Consider the following 17,174-nt stretch of genomic DNA (forward strand, 5'->3'; position numbering starts at 1 on the left):
CGTGCCACGGGGAACATCGGGGCACTTCAGGGCGTTTTAGCCCGTAGAGGGAGGCGGCATGACAGAGACGGCGAGCGGTCCGGCACGGAGTTCCCGCGCCAAGGGCACCAAGGCGACCAAGGGACTGCGTATCGAGCGCATCCACACCACCCCCGGCGTACACCCGTACGACGAGGTGGCCTGGGAGCGCCGTGACGTCGTCATGACCAACTGGCGCGACGGCTCGGTCAACTTCGAGCAGCGTGGCGTCGAGTTCCCCGACTTCTGGTCGGTGAACGCGGTCAACATCGTCACCAGCAAGTACTTCCGCGGTGCGGTCGGTACCCCGCAGCGCGAGGTGAGCCTGAAGCAGCTCATCGACCGCATCGTGAAGACGTATCGGAAGGCCGGCGAGGACTACAAGTACTTCGCTTCCCCCGCCGACGCCGAGATCTTCGAGCACGAGCTGGCCTACGCCCTCCTGCACCAGATCTTCAGCTTCAACAGCCCTGTCTGGTTCAACGTCGGTACGCCCCAGCCCCAGCAGGTCTCCGCCTGCTTCATCCTGGCCGTCGACGACTCCATGGAGTCGATCCTCGACTGGTACAAGGAAGAGGGCATGATCTTCAAGGGCGGCTCCGGCGCCGGCCTGAACCTCTCCCGCATCCGCTCCTCCAAGGAGCTGCTGTCCTCCGGTGGCAACGCCTCCGGTCCCGTTTCCTTCATGCGCGGTGCCGACGCCTCCGCAGGAACGATCAAGTCGGGTGGTGCCACCCGGCGCGCCGCCAAGATGGTCATCCTCGACGTCGACCACCCGGACATCGAGGACTTCATCGAGACCAAGGTGAAGGAAGAGGAGAAGATCCGCGCGCTGCGTGACGCGGGCTTCGACATGGACCTGGGCGGCGACGACATCACGTCCGTCCAGTACCAGAACGCCAACAACTCGGTCCGGGTGAACGACGAGTTCATGAAGGCGGTCGAGCAGGGCGGCAAGTTCGGCCTGCGCGCGCGGATGACCGGCGAGGTCATCGAAGAGGTCGACGCCAAGGCGCTGTTCCGCAAGATGGCCGAGGCCGCCTGGGCCTGTGCCGACCCCGGCATTCAGTACGACGACACCATCAACCACTGGCACACCTGCCCGGAGTCCGGCCGTATCAACGGCTCGAACCCCTGCAGCGAGTACATGCACCTGGACAACACGTCCTGCAACCTCGCCTCGCTGAACCTGATGAAGTTCCTGAAGGACGACGGCAAGGGCAACCAGTCCTTCGACGTCGAGCGGTTCGCCAAGGTCGTCGAGCTCGTCATCACCGCGATGGACATCTCCATCTGCTTCGCGGACTTCCCGACGCAGAAGATCGGCGAGAACACGCGCGCGTTCCGTCAGCTCGGCATCGGCTACGCCAACCTCGGCGCCCTGCTGATGGCGACCGGCCACGCGTACGACTCCGACGGCGGCCGTGCGCTCGCCGGTGCCATCACCTCCCTGATGACCGGCACCTCGTACAAGCGCTCCGCCGAACTCGCCGCGGTCGTGGGCGCGTACGACGGCTACGCCCGCAACGCCCAGCCGCACCTGCGTGTCATGAAGCAGCACGCCGACGCCAACGGCGTGGCCGTCCGCATGGACGACCTGGACACGCCGATCTGGGCCGCCGCCACGGAGGCCTGGCAGGACGTGCTGCGTCTTGGTGAGAAGAACGGTTTCCGTAACTCCCAGGCGTCCGTCATCGCCCCGACCGGCACCATCGGCCTGGCGATGTCCTGCGACACCACCGGTCTTGAGCCCGACCTCGCGCTGGTCAAGTTCAAGAAGCTGGTCGGCGGCGGCTCGATGCAGATCGTCAACGGCACCGTCCCGCAGGCCCTGCGCCGCCTGGGCTACCAGGAGGAGCAGATCGAGGCGATCGTCGCCCACATCGCCGAGCACGGCAATGTCGTCGACGCCCCGGGCCTCAAGCACGAGCACTACGAGGTGTTCGACTGCGCCATGGGCGAGCGCTCCATCTCCGCGATGGGCCACGTCCGGATGATGGCCGCGATCCAGCCCTGGATCTCCGGCGCCCTGTCCAAGACGGTCAACATGCCGGAGTCGGCGACCGTCGAGGAGGTCGAGGAGATCTACTTCGAGGCCTGGAAGCTGGGCGTCAAGGCGCTCGCCATCTACCGCGACAACTGCAAGGTCGGCCAGCCGCTCTCCGCGAAGACCAAGGAGAAGGAGAAGACCGAGATCACGGAGAAGGCCGAGGCCACCATCCGTGAGACGGTCGAGAAGGTCGTCGAGTACCGCCCGGTCCGCAAGCGCCTGCCGAAGGGCCGTCCCGGCATCACCACGTCCTTCACCGTCGGCGGCGCCGAGGGCTACATGACCGCCAACTCCTACCCGGACGACGGTCTCGGCGAGGTCTTCCTGAAGATGTCCAAGCAGGGCTCGACTCTCGCGGGCATGATGGACGCCTTCTCGATCGCCGTCTCGGTCGGTCTGCAGTACGGCGTGCCCCTGGAGACCTACGTCTCGAAGTTCACGAACATGCGCTTCGAGCCGGCCGGCATGACGGACGACCCGGACGTGCGGATGGCGCAGTCGATCGTCGACTACATCTTCCGTCGTCTCGCGCTCGACTTCCTGCCCTTCGAGACGCGCTCCGCGCTCGGCATCCACTCGGCCGAGGAGCGTCAGCGTCACCTGGAGACGGGTTCGTACGAGCCCGCCGAGGACGAGGTCGACGTCGAGGGCCTGGCCCAGTCGGCGCCGCGCGCCCAGGAGCTGAAGGCCGTCGCCGCGCCGAAGGCCGAGGCCTCGGTGGCCAAGCCCGCTCCGCAGCAGGCCCACACCAGCGCCGAACTGGTGGAGATGCAGCTGGGTATCCAGGCGGACGCCCCGCTGTGCTTCTCCTGCGGCACGAAGATGCAGCGGGCCGGCTCCTGCTACATCTGCGAGGGCTGCGGCTCGACGAGCGGCTGCAGCTGACGCGGGCAGGGGCTTGGCCCCGACCGTTGGGACGCCCTTGAGGTGACCTGACGGAAGGCCCCCAGGGAGGGGCGCCGATCACATGTCGGCGCCCCTCCCTGCCGTATGTCCACGCGCGCGTGGAAACGGCACTTACGGTTGGCGAGGCCTGCCCATGGTCGCGGTGAACGTCGCCGGATCGTCCTCGAATCCGAGGATGCCCGGGCGGAATTCCCATGTGCCCGAGTCCTGACGTACGAACTCCGCGACCGTCGTCGCCGTCGAACCGAGCACGCCGCCGAAGTCGTCCTCGGCCAGGACGGTGTAGTCCTCACGGATGCGCAGGGCAGGCTTGATGACGCTGACGAAGGTGCGCTTGGCAGGGCGTTGCTGTATCACGACTCCGACCATCACGCGCGCGTACCGGCTGTCGAGCCGGTTGAGCTCCAAGGTCATGACCTCGTCCCAGCCGAAGCCCTTGCCGTCCTTGCTGTCCCGGTTCAGATAGATGGTGCCGTCGGGCGAGCGGCTGTCGAAGTGCACCACGTAGGCGGGATCGCCGTACGGGTCGCTCGCCAGGTAGGTCGCGGCGACGATGTCCAGGTCGGTGGGCGGTTCCCCGGCTGGACTGGGATCCCACTTGACCGAGACCTCGACTTTCCGGATCCCCTTGTTGATGGCGCTCACCAGGCTTCCCCTTCCCCGTTTCGCGTATGCCCTCAGCCTGAACTGCCCAGCAGATGAGGCCGGTTGTCCATCCTGCCACGCGCGAGGGATCGCGCGCCGGGGTGCTGTGCGGTCGAGCGTGACCGACGCCACGCTCCGTGGCCTTACCATGGCGCGGTGCTGGTCAAGTGGATTCGCTGCACCGTGGTGGACCGCCGCGGCTTCGAGCGGGGGCAGCGAAAATGGGCGGGGCTTCTGGGGGAGCCGGGATTTCGGGGGCAGGGGGGTGGCTGGAGCCGGGGGCGGCAGGGGGTGGTGCACGTCTTCTCGTTCTGGGAGAGCCGTTCCTTCTACGACTCCTTCATGGCCCGCTCCCACGACAGACTGGCGGCGGCCCAGTCGGGCACCTACAAGGACATGCAGGTCAAGCTCTTCGACTACCGCTTCGACGTGAAGACCGGCTTCGAGCCGCGCTTCACCGACGCGGACCTCGTCAGAGTGGCGCACTGTCGCGTTCACGAGGAGCGCGCCGAGCACTTCACGCTCATGCAGGAGAAGGTCTGGAACCCTGCGATGGCCGGCTCGCCCGGCATGGTGCGCGGACTGTTCGGCGAGGCGCCGGGCCACGAATTCCTCGTCCTGTCGATGTGGCACTCGGCCGCGGAGCACGGCAAGTACCGCACGGAGCGAGTGGAGCGACTGGCGCTACGAGCCCAGACGGAGGCGGACGTCGCGGCTCTCACGGGTGACATCGTGGAGCTCGAACCCACCTGGACCGTTTGACTTCCGGACCTGTTGATCGTGCTCCCTGGTGGGGCCAGTGGTGCAGGAAATGTGTGACCTACGCCGTATAGGGCCCGTACGAGTGCTCGATCGGTCTTCACCCGATCTAGGGTTTTGGCATGGCACGACCACGGCGCATCGTCCTTGTCCGGCACGGCGAGTCAACGGGCAATGTTGATGACACCGTCTACGAGCGTGAGCCCGACCACGCGCTTGCCCTGACCGAGCGGGGCTGGCGGCAGGCCGAGGAGACGGGAAAACGGCTGCGGGAGGTGTTCGGCCGTGAGCGCGTCAGCGTGTACGTCTCGCCCTACCGCCGCACGCACGACACGCTGCGCGCCTTCCATCTGGATCCCGAGCTCATACGGGTGCGCGAGGAGCCCCGGCTTCGCGAGCAGGACTGGGGAAACTGGCAGGACCGTGACGACGTACGCCTCCAGAAGTCCTACCGGGACGCCTATGGCCACTTCTTCTACCGCTTCGCACAGGGCGAGTCCGGCGCCGACGTGTACGACCGGGTCGGCAACTTCCTGGAGAGCCTCTACCGCAGTTTCGAAGCCCCCGACCACCCGCCGAACGTGCTGCTCGTGACCCACGGCCTGGCCATGCGGCTGTTCTGCATGCGCTGGTTCCACTGGACCGTCGCGGAATTCGAGTCGCTCTCGAACCCGGGGAACGCGGAGATGCGGATGCTCGTTCTGGGGGACGACGGCAAGTACACGCTTGACCGGCCTTTCGAACGCTGGCGGGATCCGGAACCGTATGGGATCACCGGATAGAGTGGCAGAGCGATGACCGCTGACTCCTCAACCGACGGGCGCCTGGAGCGCGCCCTCGCCAGCCTGCGCGCACTCGCGGTGGGGGACGCGCTGGGCTCACAGTTCTTCGTGCCGGTGAACTACCCGCTGCTCAAGCGCCGCGAGCTGCCCTCCGGCCCCTGGCAGTGGACCGACGACACGGAGATGGCCTGCTCCGTGGTCGCCGTCCTGGCCACTCACCACCGCATCGATCAGGATGCTCTGGCCCGCTCCTTCGCCGAGCACCACGACTTCGACCGGGGCTACGGTCCCGCCGTCAACCGGCTGCTGCGCCTGGTCCGCGAGGGCGGGGACTGGCGCGAACTCTCGGCCGCGCTCTTCAACGGACAGGGTTCCTGGGGCAACGGCGCCGCGATGCGCATCGCACCCCTCGGCGCGTGGTACGCCGATGACCCGGAGCAGGCGACGCACCAGGCCGAGATCTCGGCCTACCCCACGCACCAGCACCGCGAGGCCGTGGTCGGCGCCATGGCCGTTGCCGCGGCTGCCGCCCTGGCCGGCTCACCTGGCGGGCCGCCCAGCCCCGAAGCGCTCCTCGACGACGTCATCGCCCTCGTCCCGAAGAGCGCGGTCGGAGCGGGTCTCCGGCGCGCCCGGGACATGCTCGACTACGGCGACGCGGGCACCGTCGCGGCCGTCCTCGGCTGCGGTCGGCGTACGACGGCCCATGACACCGTGCCCTTCGCGCTCTGGTCGGCCGCGCGGGCTCTCGGCGACTACCAGCAGGCCTTCTGGACCACCGCGCAGGTCGGCGGTGACGTGGACACCACGTGCGCCATCGTGGGCGGCGTGATCGGCTCCGGGAAGGCCGGGGCAGTGCCGACCGAGTGGGTGGAGCGGACCGAGGCCTTCCCGGAGTGGATGCCGACGTCTGCGTAGCGCGGCGCCTCGGACCTGGTGGAACCCTCGACCTCGCGCACCATCGATAACTTTCTGTGCCCGCCGGGAACTCTGCGTGACAGTCAAGCCGTTGTCATGGCAGTTGGTGTGCGACCGCTGGGCCGCACAGGCCAGGTGACGTCCGAGGGGTGCGGGGGTGGGGTCATGGGAGTCACGTCGGTGCTGGGTGCGCTGATCGTCGTGGCGGCTGCCGTGTGGGGCGGGCTCCGGCTTCCCTACGCTGCCGTGGCCCGCCCGACGTCGGTCGCTGTGAGGGTGGTGCGGATGGCCGGCCCGTCGTCCTCGCCTTTCGTCCCCCGGACGCGATCCGGCCATCCGCTGCCCTTCGCGGGCCCGGCCGGGTCAGCCGGCCATCGGGCCCGCCGTTCCGGCGAGGGCTTCCAGGTCGCTCTTGCGCACCCGGATCACCAGCCATGCGGTGACCAGGGCGAGGACGGCCATCGCGGCGGCCGCCACGAAGCCCATCGAGATGCCCTGCGTGAGCACGTCGTGACCCCACGGGCCCGGCAGCTGCTGCGTCTTGGCGAACTCCGCCTTCTGCTCGGGCGACGCCTCGGCCAGGAACGCCGGAATCTGCTTCTCCGCCTCGTCCTTGCTGGCCGACCCGAACACCGTCGTCAGGATGGACAGTCCGAGCGAACCACCCACCTGCTGCGTGGCGTTGAGCAGCCCGGACGCGGCACCGGCCTCGTGCTGTGCGACGCCGGAAACCGCGGTGATCGTCAGCGTCACGAAGTTCAGGCCCATGCCGAAGCCGAACAACAGCATCGGCCCGAGCACCCCGCCGACATACGAGCTGTCGGCGCTGATGAGGGTCTGCCAGGCCAGCCCGATCGCCGTGAGTGCCGAGCCCACCAGCATGAACGGCTTCGGGCCGAGCACCGGCAGGAAGCGCTGCGAAAGACCGGCGCCGAGCGCGATCACGACCGTCACGGGCAGGAAGGCGAGACCGGCCTCGATCGGGGTGTACTGCAGGACGTTCTGCACGAACAGCACGATGTAGAAGAACATGCCGAACATCGCCGCGGCCAGACTGAGCATGATCACGTACGTGCCCGAGCGGTTGCGGTCGGCGAACATCCTGAGTGGGGTGATGGGCTCCTTGGCCCGCGACTCGATGAACGCGAAGGCCAGCAAGAGGACCACCGCGGCGCCGAAGGACCCGATGGTCAGACTGTCCCGCCAGCCTTCGTCCGCCGCGCGGATGAAGCCGTAGACCAGGGATGCCATGCCCAGTGTCGAGGTCAGGGCGCCGGCTATGTCGAAGCGCCCGCTGTGCCGTTCGGACTCACTGATGTACAGGGGTGTGAGTACGGCGATCAGGATGCCGATCGGCACGTTGACGAAGAGCACCCACCGCCAGTCGAGCCACTCGGTGAGCATTCCGCCGGCCAGCAGACCGATCGCACCACCACCCGCGGATACGGCGGCGAAGACGCCGAACGCCCGATTGCGTTCCGGGCCTTCGGGGAACGTGGTGGTGATGAGCGCCAGCGAAGTGGGCGACGCTATCGCGCCACCCACGCCCTGGAGCACGCGCGCGGCCAGCAACTGCCAGGGTTCCTGGGCGAGTCCGCCGAGCAGCGAGGCGAGGGTGAAGAGCAGGATGCCGGCCATGAAGACCCGGCGGCGCCCCAGGATGTCACCGGCGCGGCCGCCGAGAAGCAGCAGACCGCCGAAGGTGAGCGTGTAGGCGCTGACGACCCAGGTGAGGTCGGTGGTGCTGAACTTGAGCGCGTCTTGAATGTGCGGGAGTGCGATGTTCACAATCGTCGCGTCGAGTACCACCATGAGTTGGCAGGCCGCGATGACGGTGAGCGCGATGCCGGGATGCCCCTCCCGGCGGGCCGCACCTGGTTTCTGATCCTTGATCAACTGAGAGGTTGTCACTATGGGTCCCCCACAAGAGCGTTAGTGAACGCTCGCGTTCACTGTCGCGTCAACCGTAGTGAGTCCCCGGTAGTGAACGCAAGCGTTCACTTGTGTCGTCACCGCGCGGTGCGTCCCCCGCAGTTGCCGCATGGTGGTGGTCCCGTGTTCCCCGTAAGCCCCGCTTCCCTTGTTCGTTGGAGATGCTCAGATGGTTACCTCGCGCTGGACGGCCGCCCCCGCTCAGGCGGCCTCCCTCCGTCGGCGCGGCGCCGTGCTCGAACGCGCGATCCTCGATGCCGCACTGGAGCAGCTCAGTACCGTCGGCTGGAACGGTCTCACCATGGAGGGTGTCGCCGCCGGTGCCCAGACCGGCAAGGCCGCCGTCTATCGGCGCTGGCCGTCCAAAGAGGACCTCGTCGCCGATGCGCTGCGTGCTGGACTGCCTCGCTTCGAGTCGGCTCCCGACCTGGGGAGCGTGCGCGAGGATCTTCTCGAGCTGTGTCGGCAGGCGCGGGAGGCGATGTACTCGCGCCCTGGTTCCGCGCTGCGGTCGGTGATTCACGAATGCGACAGCCTGCAGGCCGAGCGCTTTCATGGCGTGATCCTCAAGGGGGTCGTCGAACCGACCATAGCCTTGCTCCGTGAGGTGATCACCCGCGGGATTGAGCGTGGAGAGGTGCGTGCCGATGCGGCGAACGGCTATGTCTTCGACGCCATCCCGGCGATGATGATGTACCGGTCGAAAATGTGCGCGAGCGAATGGGGTGATCGGGATCTGGAGGAGATGATTGACCAGTTGATGGTCCCTCTGCTCCGTCCGACGGGGCCTGAGGCTCAGCTCGACGGGGCCCTGGGGTTCCGCCCGACGGGGTCCTGAGGTTCGGCCCGGCTGGCTCTGACGCTCTGTGCGACGGAGCTCTGAGCGATCACTTCACCTGCCCGGAGGTTGCTTCGGTGGACCGGGGTGTCGAAGCGGGCTCCTGGCGGCGTACGCTAAGGGCGCCATGCCGTACGAACCGCCTACTCACACCGTCGAGCGCTCCCTTCGAGCCACGACCGGAGCGAAGATCATTGCCGGTGTCGACGAGGTGGGGCGGGGTGCCTGGGCCGGGCCCGTCACCGTCTGTGCGGCGATCACCGGACTACGTCGACCCCCCGAGGGTCTCACCGACTCCAAGCTGCTCACCATCAAGCGGCGCACCGAGCTCGCCGGCGAGCTGCGGAAGTGGGTGACCTCGTACGCCCTGGGGCACGCCTCTCCGGAGGAGATCGACCAGCTGGGGATGACGGCCTCGTTGCGGCTCGCCGCGATGCGTGCCCTGGAGACCCTGCCGGTCCGTCCCGACGCGGTGATCCTCGACGGGAAGCACGACTATCTCGGGGATCCCTGGAGGGTCCGTACGGTGATCAAGGGTGACCGGTCCTGCGTGGCCGTCGCGGCGGCCTCGGTGATCGCCAAGGTCCAGCGCGACAAAATGATGGCCGAACTGGGTATCGACCATGCAGACTTCGGTTTTGCGGACAACGCCGGGTATCCGTCGCCCGTGCACAAGGCCGCACTGGCGGAGCGGGGACCCACCCCGCACCACCGGTTGTCGTGGGCGTATCTTGATGCGCTGCCCCAGTGGCGGCACCTCAAGAAGGTCCGCGTCTGGGTGGAAGGAAGCGCTCCGGAGATCGAGGGACAGCTCGGCTTCGATTTCTGACGATTCCGATCGCACTTGTGTGCCACCCGCTCGTGCGAGTCGCACCAGCGTTTGATAAACATCAGCTCATGCCTCTCATTCCCGAGGAGCCTCAGATTCACGAGAGTGCCCAGGGTCCCCGCGCCACCCCGGCCAGCGGCCGCACCGCGCCGACCCCTCGTCCCGTACCCGGCCCCCGCCCCGCGGCTTCGTCGCGCCCCGGCCGACCCGGGCCCCCGCGGCCCGCGCCGCCGGTGCAACGTACGCCGCGCGACGTGGCCGTGGCCAAGCCCGGCCCCTCGGGCCCGGCTGCCCCTGCCGCCTCCGCCCACGCTGCGGCGACTCCACAGATCCAGCTGATCCCAGCCTCGCCCGAGGGTGCGCTCGACGCTGCCGAGGAGGCTGTCGATCTGCTCCTGGAGTCCGGCCGTGCCCCCGGCGACGTTCTGGTGATCACCACGGGCGAACAGCACCCGTGGGCCGCCCACGAGCTGTCCTTCGGCGAAGCCGCCTATTGGGCGCAGCACGATGCGGGTGACGACGTCTTCTACGCCGATGCCTCCGCCGTCGGCCGTGCCGCGTCGCGTCCCGTGGTCGTGGTCGCCGTCAACGGCGGTTCTGACGCCGTTGCCGCGACCGCCCTGCCTCTGGCCCTCGGCCGGGCGAGTGCCCTGCTGATCGTCTGCGGTGACCCACAGCGGATCAACTCGGTGCTGGGCGCGGGCGTCTGAGCCGGTTCCGGCTCGTCCGAGGGACATTCCGCAGAACACCAGGAGACGGACGCCGCCGTGGCGTCGTCAGCACGGCGGGGTTTTCGGTGTGCGCGGATGTACGGGGATGGTGTGCGGGGCTCGCCGCGCGCTCCTCGTCGGAGGCCGTTGTGCGGACCTCGGAGGAGCGGGATGCGGCTCCAGGACGTACGCGCGCACGCATGTGTCGTCATGGGAGGCGTTCGGACGCGTGACGGCTTCGGGCGTCGCGCCAGGGGCAGCCTCAGGCCGCCGCATCGCATGCGCAGGGCGGCGGGGCGCTCCCTCTGGGGCCGTGAACCCTTGTCGGTGTCCTCAGCGGGCCGCCGCGCGGCGCATGACCTCCGAAGCCGCGCCGCCGGTGCGGGGCAGCGGGAGCGGTGCCTCTGACGTGGCGAAGGGCTCCGGTGACGAGTCGGTGTTGGGACGGCGGCCGCCGCGGCCCTCGCCGAGGACCTGCCAGCCGTCACGGGTCAGCGTGATGTACGCGCCGCAGCGCAGGCCGTGCAGGGTGCAGGCGTCACGCAGGCCCCACATCCAGGCGCCGTCCTCCTCGGTCCAACGGGCGTCGCCCTCGCGGCAGTAGAGCAGCACCGCGGTGCGTACCGGGGTGCGGCGGCGAAGGTCGTGCGGGATGACGCGGCGCAACTGTGCGAGCAGGGCGTTGCGGAACATCCAGCCGTCGGCCGGTGCCTGGCGGCGGGTGAACGAGGCGCTCGCCCGCAGCCGTTCGTCCGAGTCGAGTACGGCCACGATCGCAGTGTCCGGCTTGGGGAGGTGCCGTGAGTGCAGCCCGCTGACGACCTCCCGCGGGTTGCGCAGCAGGGGGATTCCCGCGGCAGCCCACTCCGCGGGTTCGAGCATGCGGGCCAGAGGGTTGGCGGATGCGGCGGACAGGTCGGCTGACGTCGACGTGGCTGCCGCGGAGGACGGAGCGAATCCGAAGGTCACGGTCCTCCCTTCGGCTACGCGCCCACACTGCGGGCGAGGTCGGAATCGGGGGAGCGCACGCCGCAGCAGAGCCCTACCGGATCACGGGCGAGCCGTGCGGGGAGCGGACCTCAATTCTTCCTGGCGAACCGGAAAGCGGCAACGAGCAATTGGGGCCACCGTCCGATATCCAAGGGTGTGCGGGTTATATCCCTACCCAGTGCGTCACTCGGCGACGCATGCGGCGACCGTGCACAACCTGGTCGTACGGCTTGCTGCCGGAGGAACCCGGGGCGCGGGGCGGCGCGGGCCGGGATGTGTGCGGCACCGAGATCACGGTCGGGCGTCCCGTGCGGCCCTCGGAGGCTCGACCACTCGGTCCGTGGGCAGGTCGAGGATGGTCATGAGCAGGCGCTCCGTGTCGATGCGCGAGGTGAAGTGGCCGATTGTCAGTGCCGTCGGGTTGCATGGGGGCATGGACGTTCTGGAGCTGCGCGCTGAAGCCGATGCCATCCTCGCCGAGCTCGTCGGTGCCCCCGGTGGGTCGGCGCGGCTGCGGGAGGATCAGTGGCAGGCGGTGGCGGCCCTGGTGGAGGAGCGTCGGCGCGCCCTGGTGGTGCAGCGCACCGGCTGGGGAAAGTCGGCGGTGTACTTCGTGGCCACCGCCCTGCTGCGCCGACGTGGCTCCGGGCCCACCGTGATCGTCTCGCCGTTGCTGGCGCTGATGCGCAACCAGGTCGAGGCGGCCGCGCGGGCGGGTATCCGGGCGCACACGATCAACTCGGCCAATCCGGAGGAGTGGGAGGCCATCCACGAGGAGGTGGAGCGGGGAGAGACCGATGTTCTCCTCGTGAGCCCGGAACGCCTCAATGCCGTGGATTTCCGCGAGCAGGTGCTGCCCAAGCTGGCTGCCACGACCGGACTGCTGGTCGTCGACGAGGCGCACTGCATCTCCGACTGGGGCCACGACTTCCGCCCGGACTACCGGCGGCTGCGCGCGATGCTCGCCGAGCTGCCCGCCGGTGTGCCGGTCCTGGCCACCACCGCGACCGCCAACGCGCGCGTCACCGCGGATGTGGCCGAGCAGCTGGGCACCGGCGGCGGCGAGGCCTTGGTGCTGCGCGGCCCGCTGGACAGGGAGAGCCTGCGGCTCGGAGTGGTCCGGCTGCCGGACGCCGCGCATCGCCTGGGCTGGCTCGCCGAGCACCTGGACGACCTGCAGGGCTCCGGGATCGTCTACGCCCTCACGGTGGCCGCGGCCGAGGAAGCCACCGCCTTCCTGCGGCAGCGTGGCTTCCGGGTGGCCTCCTACACGGGGCGCACCGAGAACGCCGACCGACTGCAGGCAGAAGCCGACCTGCAGCAGAACCGCGTCAAGGCGCTGATCGCGACCTCGGCGCTGGGCATGGGCTTCGACAAACCGGACCTGGGCTTCGTGGTCCACCTCGGTTCGCCGTCCTCGCCGATCGCTTACTACCAGCAGGTGGGGCGCGCGGGGCGCGGCGTGGAGCACGCCGATGTGCTGCTGCTGCCGGGCAAGGAGGACGAGGCCATCTGGCGCTACTTCGCCGATACGGCCTTCCCGCCCGAGGCGCGGGTGCGCGAGACTCTGTCGGCTCTCGCCGGTGCGGGACGGCCGCTGTCCGTGCCGGCCCTGGAAGCCGTCGTCGACCTCCGGCGCACCCGGCTGGAGACCATGCTCAAGGTGCTGGACGTGGACGGAGCCGTCAAACGTGTGAAGGGCGGCTGGATCTCCACGGGAGAGCAGTGGGTCTACGACTCCGAGCGGTACGCCTGGGTCGCCCGGCAGCGGGCGGCCGAGCAGCAGGCCATGCGTGACTACGTGAGCACGACCCAGTGCCGGATGGAGTTCCTGCGCCGTCAACTGGACGACGAGGGGGCGGTACCGTGCGGACGTTGCGACAACTGCGCCGGCCCTTGGGTCGATTCCGACGTCTCGGCGGAGACGCTGACGGGAGCGGTGAAGGAACTGGACCGCCCGGGCGTGGAGATCGAGCCGCGCCGCATGTGGCCGACGGGGATGCCCGCGCTGGGTATCGACCTCAAGGGGCGCATCGCGGCCAAGGAGCAGTGCTCCACCGGACGTGCCCTGGGGCGGCTGTCGGACATCGGCTGGGGCAACCGGCTGCGCCCGCTGCTGGCCGAGAACGCCCCCGACGGTCCGGTACCTGACGATGTCCTGCAGGCCGCGGTGGCGGTCCTCGCCGACTGGGCGCGCTCCCCGGGTGGCTGGGCGCGCGACGTCCCGGACGCCTCTGCCCGGCCGGTGGGAGTGGTCGCCGTACCGTCCGTGACCCGCCCGCAGTTGGTCGGCTCCCTCGCGGAGGGAATCGCGTCCGTCGGCCGGCTCCCGTTCCTCGGCACCCTGACGTACGGCGGGCAGGGCGGCGCACATGCGGCGCGCCGCAGCAACTCCGCCCAGCGGCTCAGAGGTCTGTTCGGCGCGTTCACCGTTTCCGAGGAACTGGCCGGTGCGCTGGCTCGATCTCCCGGCCCCGTCCTGCTGGTCGACGACTGCACCGACTCCGGCTGGACCCTCGCGGTCGCTGCCCGGCTGCTACGCCAGGCAGGCGCTGAGCAGGTTCTCCCGCTGGTCCTCGCGGCTTCGGGCTGATCCTGGGGGCGGCCACGGGGAGGTGCCGGGTCTGAAGCCGTCGGGGAGATGTGCGAGCGGCAGGAGTCGATCTCTAGGCCTGACCGACATCGTGGCATGCCTCCTGTGGGCCCAGCGACGCCGTGGGCAGGGGGTTGTCGTGTCCCTGGTCGGACTTATCCACAGGCCAAACCGGAGCCTTGCGATCCGCGAGATCGTCTTCGCATGACGAATCACAGCGAAGCGACTGGATCTCCCGACGACAGTGCAGGCGAGTGCATCGCAGGCAACGACGGCGTAGGCAGCGCACAGCATCGCCGCCCTGGGGCAACCGAGTCGAATGGCGTGCACGAGGTATGCGAGGCGGCTGAGGTATCCAAGGCGATTGAGGCATCCCAGACGCCTGAGGCCTCTGAGGCGCACGGTGTGCGGGGTGGGCACGACGAGCACCGAGGGCGCTCGCAGGAAGCGGATCAACTCGACTGCACGTCGTACGACGGCCAGCTGGCCGAGCACCAGGTCACCCTGCGCACCCCGGCCGAACTGGCCGACGCGCTGCCGTATCTCCTCGGGTACCGCCCGGAGGACAGCATCGTGCTCGTGGCCCTGCATGACAGGGATGGGCGTGGTCGGTTCGGCGGCCGTGCGCGGCTCGGCATTCCCGCGAGCGCGGACGACTGGGAGTCCGCCGCCAGGCAGTTGGCCGACGGACTGGTGAGGGGCAGCGAGCGCAAGGGAGCCCGGCCCGAGCAGATGGTCGCCTTCCTCTGCCAGGAACCGGTGAAGGGGGAGACGGGCCGTCAGGTCATGGAGCGGCTGCGACCACTGGCGCAGAGGATGCGTGTCGCATGCGGCAGCTTGGACGTGCCGGTGATCGAGGCCCTGTGCATCTCGGACGGCTGCTTCTGGTCCTACTGCTGCGACAGGGAGGAGTGCTGTCCGCGTGAGGGTCGGCCGATGGGCCTGCCGGGTACGTCCGTGCTGGCCGCAGCGGCCACGTACGCCGGGGTTCAGGTGCGCGGCACGCTGCGCGAGTTGCGGGCCAGGCTGCTGCCCTGGGAGACAGCCGCCGCCCTGGAGCAGGAAATCGCCCTGGACACGGCAGGGATGACGTTGGTCCCCAGCATCCTCGACGAAGCGACACGCACGGGCGTGGCAGAGGAGACGCTGCGGCTGGCCGAACGGCTCATGACCCGGTTCGCCGCAGCACCCCTGATGTCCGGGACGCTCACCGCTGATCTCCGCGACGACGAACTGCTCGGACACGAAGAGGCCGCGAGGCTCATTCTCGGCTTGCAGGACCGCGCGACCCGCGACCGGGCGGCCGAGTGGATGGAGGGCGACGAGGCCGCTCCCGCCCTCCGGCTCTGGCGAGCGCTGGCTCGTCGCTGCGTCGGACCGTACCGCGAGCACGCGGCGGCGCCCCTCACTCTCGCCGGCTGGGTCGCCTGGTCCAGCGGCGACGACCTGGAGGCCCGAGAAGCCCTTGCCATGGCACTCGGCGCCGACTCCGACTACCTCTTCGCCCGTCTCCTGCACCAGGCCTGCAACGAGGGTTTGGACCCCGAGTCGATCCGCCGCTGCCTGCGCGCGGAGCGTTCGGGCCGCGAGCAGCTGGACGCCGGGCGGCTCGAGAAGCCGGAGGGCGGTGTCGCACAGCCGGTACCGGGTGAGGCGGTGGGCACCGGGCCGATGTCTGACGCGGGTGTCCGTCGCCGGGCTCGGCACCCTGCGGGTTCGGCGGGCAGCCTGCCTCGCTCTGCAACGGCTGCCGGGCGGGATCGGGTTACCCGCGCCCCGCGCTCTCGTACCTCGGCGGGTGCGCGCCTGGATGCCTCGCGCCCGGGCAGCACGGCGTCGCGCGCACCGAAGAATACGGCTCCGCGTACACCGAAGAACATGGCTCCGGGTACCCCGAATAAGGGAGGCGGCGTGCGTCGGGCTGGATCTCGCCCGGAAGGTGCGCGATCCAAGAACGCCGGCGTCGAGGGGGATGCGTGAGTCACCGAGGGCAGAGCCCGGACCGAAGTACTCGAGATGGCGGCTGTTGGGGTCGGAGTTGTGAGGGAGGCGGTCGCGGCGGGGGCTGTTGCGGGCGGGGCTCTGAGGTAGGTGCTGGCGGAGAGAGCCCTCGCGGGCGGGGCTCTGAGGGAGGAGGTCGCGACGAGGGTTGTCGTCGGAGGAGCTTTGAGGGAGCAGGCCGTGGAAAGGGCTCTTACGGGCGGACCGCTGAGCTATTCCGTCGTGGTGACGGCCGTGGTGGCGAGGGCTCTGATGGAGGGGATGGAGATGACGGCCGTGGTCGGCAGGCCGTTGACCGATGCCGGCATGGTGACGGCCGTCGCCTGCCGCGCACTGACTGATGCCGTGCAGGAGGGAGTGGTTGCGGGGCGCGGCGCGGGTGTCGATCAGGCCACCGCGTCCGTGAAACGGGTCGCCACGAGCAACTCCCTGATCCGAGCCGACGCTTACAGCCCGGATCGATCGCAGGGCTGCGCCCCGGTGCCCCGCATCGCCTCAACCTGTCCGGCGAACACGCTGGACGCGGCTTCCCTTCGGCGGAGTTACCCCATACCCGGCGTGACCTGGAGGAGTCCCTCCCCGTTCACCTGAGTGGCGGAACGGCTGGACCGGCTGTGCCGCCGCACCGCCCCTGTCACTCCGGGTCCCCCAGCCCGCGCCGCACCCGCCCGAGGCGCACTGAGCGCAGAGGAAGCCGCCCCATGCCACAGCCGACTCCGACCTCTCCGGCCGCCGACGATCGCACCGCGACGGATGAACCGGTGTCGCACTTCGGACTGGGTGACGAGCAGCCTGGGTTCGGGTGCAGTTCGGGGCGGGGCGCACCAAGGTCTCCGAGCGATGCCGCTCGCAGTTCCCCATCGGCCGGGCGCGACTGGCCCCTTCCGGACGCGGTGGACCAGGCGCGTTCCGTTGCTGTACCGGCGGACCAGGTCCCACGCCCTGTCCGGCGGCCGACGGCGGACCAGGACGGTCGTACCTACCCGTGGGAAGGGCGGACTGAGCTGCCGGTTCAGCCGACCGGGCCGACGTGGCGCGCGAAGCCGACAGACCAGAGCCTGAGCCCCTCGCACTCATCGCCCCTGGGTCAGGACCCGACCGCGTCACCGCATGCCGACACCACGAGGCTCTCCAGCCCGCCTTCTGGTCGGCCATGCGACGCCCCCTCGTCGGCTCGCTCGTCGGCCGCCTCCCGACCACACT

At 69.4% G+C, this 17,174-nt stretch carries 13 protein-coding genes; 10 read left to right on the forward strand and 3 right to left on the reverse strand.

Going from position 1 to position 17,174, the window contains the following annotated elements; all coding sequences use genetic code 11:
- The first annotated feature begins 58 nt into the window (after positions 1–58).
- Entirely contained in the window at positions 59–2,953 is a 2,895-nt protein-coding gene (locus tag EJ357_RS34210) for a vitamin B12-dependent ribonucleotide reductase (protein ID WP_126395557.1), read from the forward strand.
- A gap of 132 nt (positions 2,954–3,085) precedes the next feature.
- Here EJ357_RS34210 and EJ357_RS34215 read toward each other — a convergent pair whose 3' ends face one another.
- A complete protein-coding gene (locus EJ357_RS34215; protein ID WP_126395558.1) occupies positions 3,086–3,619 on the reverse strand; it encodes a TerD family protein in 534 nt (177 codons plus the stop codon).
- A gap of 156 nt (positions 3,620–3,775) precedes the next feature.
- Between EJ357_RS34215 and EJ357_RS34220 the strand changes: the two genes are divergently transcribed.
- From EJ357_RS34220 to EJ357_RS34230, 3 genes are all read left to right on the forward strand, one after another.
- Positions 3,776–4,381, forward strand: a complete 606-nt coding sequence (locus EJ357_RS34220) for a YdbC family protein (RefSeq protein WP_126395559.1) — start codon at positions 3,776–3,778, stop codon at positions 4,379–4,381.
- A gap of 119 nt (positions 4,382–4,500) precedes the next feature.
- Positions 4,501–5,160 carry a histidine phosphatase family protein gene (locus EJ357_RS34225; protein WP_126395560.1) on the forward strand — a complete coding sequence of 220 codons (660 nt, stop codon included), beginning with the start codon at positions 4,501–4,503 and terminating at the stop codon, positions 5,158–5,160.
- 12 nt (positions 5,161–5,172) lie between these two features.
- The gene (locus EJ357_RS34230) at positions 5,173–6,078 is read left to right on the forward strand and encodes an ADP-ribosylglycohydrolase family protein (protein ID WP_126395561.1); all 906 of its coding nucleotides are present in this window, start codon (positions 5,173–5,175) and stop codon (positions 6,076–6,078) included.
- Positions 6,079–6,441: 363 nt separating this feature from the next.
- On the opposite strand, the gene EJ357_RS34235 is transcribed toward EJ357_RS34230, so the two are convergent.
- Positions 6,442–7,989, reverse strand: a complete 1,548-nt coding sequence (locus EJ357_RS34235; RefSeq protein WP_126395562.1) for an MFS transporter — start codon at positions 7,987–7,989, stop codon at positions 6,442–6,444.
- Positions 7,990–8,179: 190 nt separating this feature from the next.
- Between EJ357_RS34235 and EJ357_RS34245 the strand changes: the two genes are divergently transcribed.
- From EJ357_RS34245 to EJ357_RS34255, 3 genes are all read left to right on the forward strand, one after another.
- Complete coding sequence (locus EJ357_RS34245) at positions 8,180–8,848, forward strand: TetR/AcrR family transcriptional regulator (RefSeq protein WP_126395563.1); 669 nt, start codon at positions 8,180–8,182, stop codon at positions 8,846–8,848.
- A 127-nt stretch (positions 8,849–8,975) separates the two neighbouring features.
- The gene (locus EJ357_RS34250) at positions 8,976–9,677 is read left to right on the forward strand and encodes a ribonuclease HII (RefSeq protein ID WP_126395564.1); all 702 of its coding nucleotides are present in this window, start codon (positions 8,976–8,978) and stop codon (positions 9,675–9,677) included.
- A gap of 68 nt (positions 9,678–9,745) precedes the next feature.
- Entirely contained in the window at positions 9,746–10,387 is a 642-nt protein-coding gene (locus EJ357_RS34255; RefSeq protein WP_126395565.1) for a hypothetical protein, read from the forward strand.
- A 333-nt stretch (positions 10,388–10,720) separates the two neighbouring features.
- On the opposite strand, the gene EJ357_RS34260 is transcribed toward EJ357_RS34255, so the two are convergent.
- A complete protein-coding gene (locus EJ357_RS34260) occupies positions 10,721–11,356 on the reverse strand; it encodes a hypothetical protein (protein WP_126395566.1) in 636 nt (211 codons plus the stop codon).
- Positions 11,357–11,810: 454 nt separating this feature from the next.
- On the opposite strand from EJ357_RS34260, the gene EJ357_RS34265 reads away from it, so the two are divergent.
- The 3 genes from EJ357_RS34265 to EJ357_RS34275 all read left to right on the forward strand — a co-directional run bounded on the left by EJ357_RS34265 (position 11,811) and on the right by EJ357_RS34275 (position 16,562).
- Positions 11,811–13,970 carry a RecQ family ATP-dependent DNA helicase gene (locus EJ357_RS34265; protein ID WP_126400404.1) on the forward strand — a complete coding sequence of 720 codons (2,160 nt, stop codon included), beginning with the start codon at positions 11,811–11,813 and terminating at the stop codon, positions 13,968–13,970.
- Positions 13,971–14,174: 204 nt separating this feature from the next.
- Positions 14,175–15,950: a DUF4192 domain-containing protein gene (locus EJ357_RS34270; RefSeq protein ID WP_228472700.1), complete on the forward strand. Its 1,776-nt coding sequence runs from the start codon at positions 14,175–14,177 to the stop codon at positions 15,948–15,950.
- A 111-nt stretch (positions 15,951–16,061) separates the two neighbouring features.
- A complete protein-coding gene (locus EJ357_RS34275) occupies positions 16,062–16,562 on the forward strand; it encodes a hypothetical protein (protein WP_126395567.1) in 501 nt (166 codons plus the stop codon).
- Positions 16,563–17,174: the final 612 nt, after the last annotated feature.

It is taken from the genome of Streptomyces cyaneochromogenes (assembly GCF_003963535.1).
Lineage (GTDB): Bacteria > Actinomycetota > Actinomycetes > Streptomycetales > Streptomycetaceae > Streptomyces > Streptomyces shaanxiensis.

Bases quoted from the DNA above. Each gene is read 5' to 3' on its own strand.
- EJ357_RS34210 (WP_126395557.1), top strand. From the start codon at position 59: ATGACAGAGACGGCGAGCGGTCCGGCACGGAGTTCCCGCGCCAAGGGC.
- EJ357_RS34230 (WP_126395561.1), top strand. From the start codon at position 5,173: ATGACCGCTGACTCCTCAACCGACGGGCGCCTGGAGCGCGCCCTCGCC.
- EJ357_RS34265 (WP_126400404.1), top strand. From the start codon at position 11,811: ATGGACGTTCTGGAGCTGCGCGCTGAAGCCGATGCCATCCTCGCCGAG.
- EJ357_RS34270 (WP_228472700.1), top strand. From the start codon at position 14,175: ATGACGAATCACAGCGAAGCGACTGGATCTCCCGACGACAGTGCAGGC.
- EJ357_RS34255 (WP_126395565.1), top strand. From the start codon at position 9,746: ATGCCTCTCATTCCCGAGGAGCCTCAGATTCACGAGAGTGCCCAGGGT.
- EJ357_RS34245 (WP_126395563.1), top strand. From the start codon at position 8,180: ATGGTTACCTCGCGCTGGACGGCCGCCCCCGCTCAGGCGGCCTCCCTC.
- EJ357_RS34225 (WP_126395560.1), top strand. From the start codon at position 4,501: ATGGCACGACCACGGCGCATCGTCCTTGTCCGGCACGGCGAGTCAACG.
- EJ357_RS34250 (WP_126395564.1), top strand. From the start codon at position 8,976: ATGCCGTACGAACCGCCTACTCACACCGTCGAGCGCTCCCTTCGAGCC.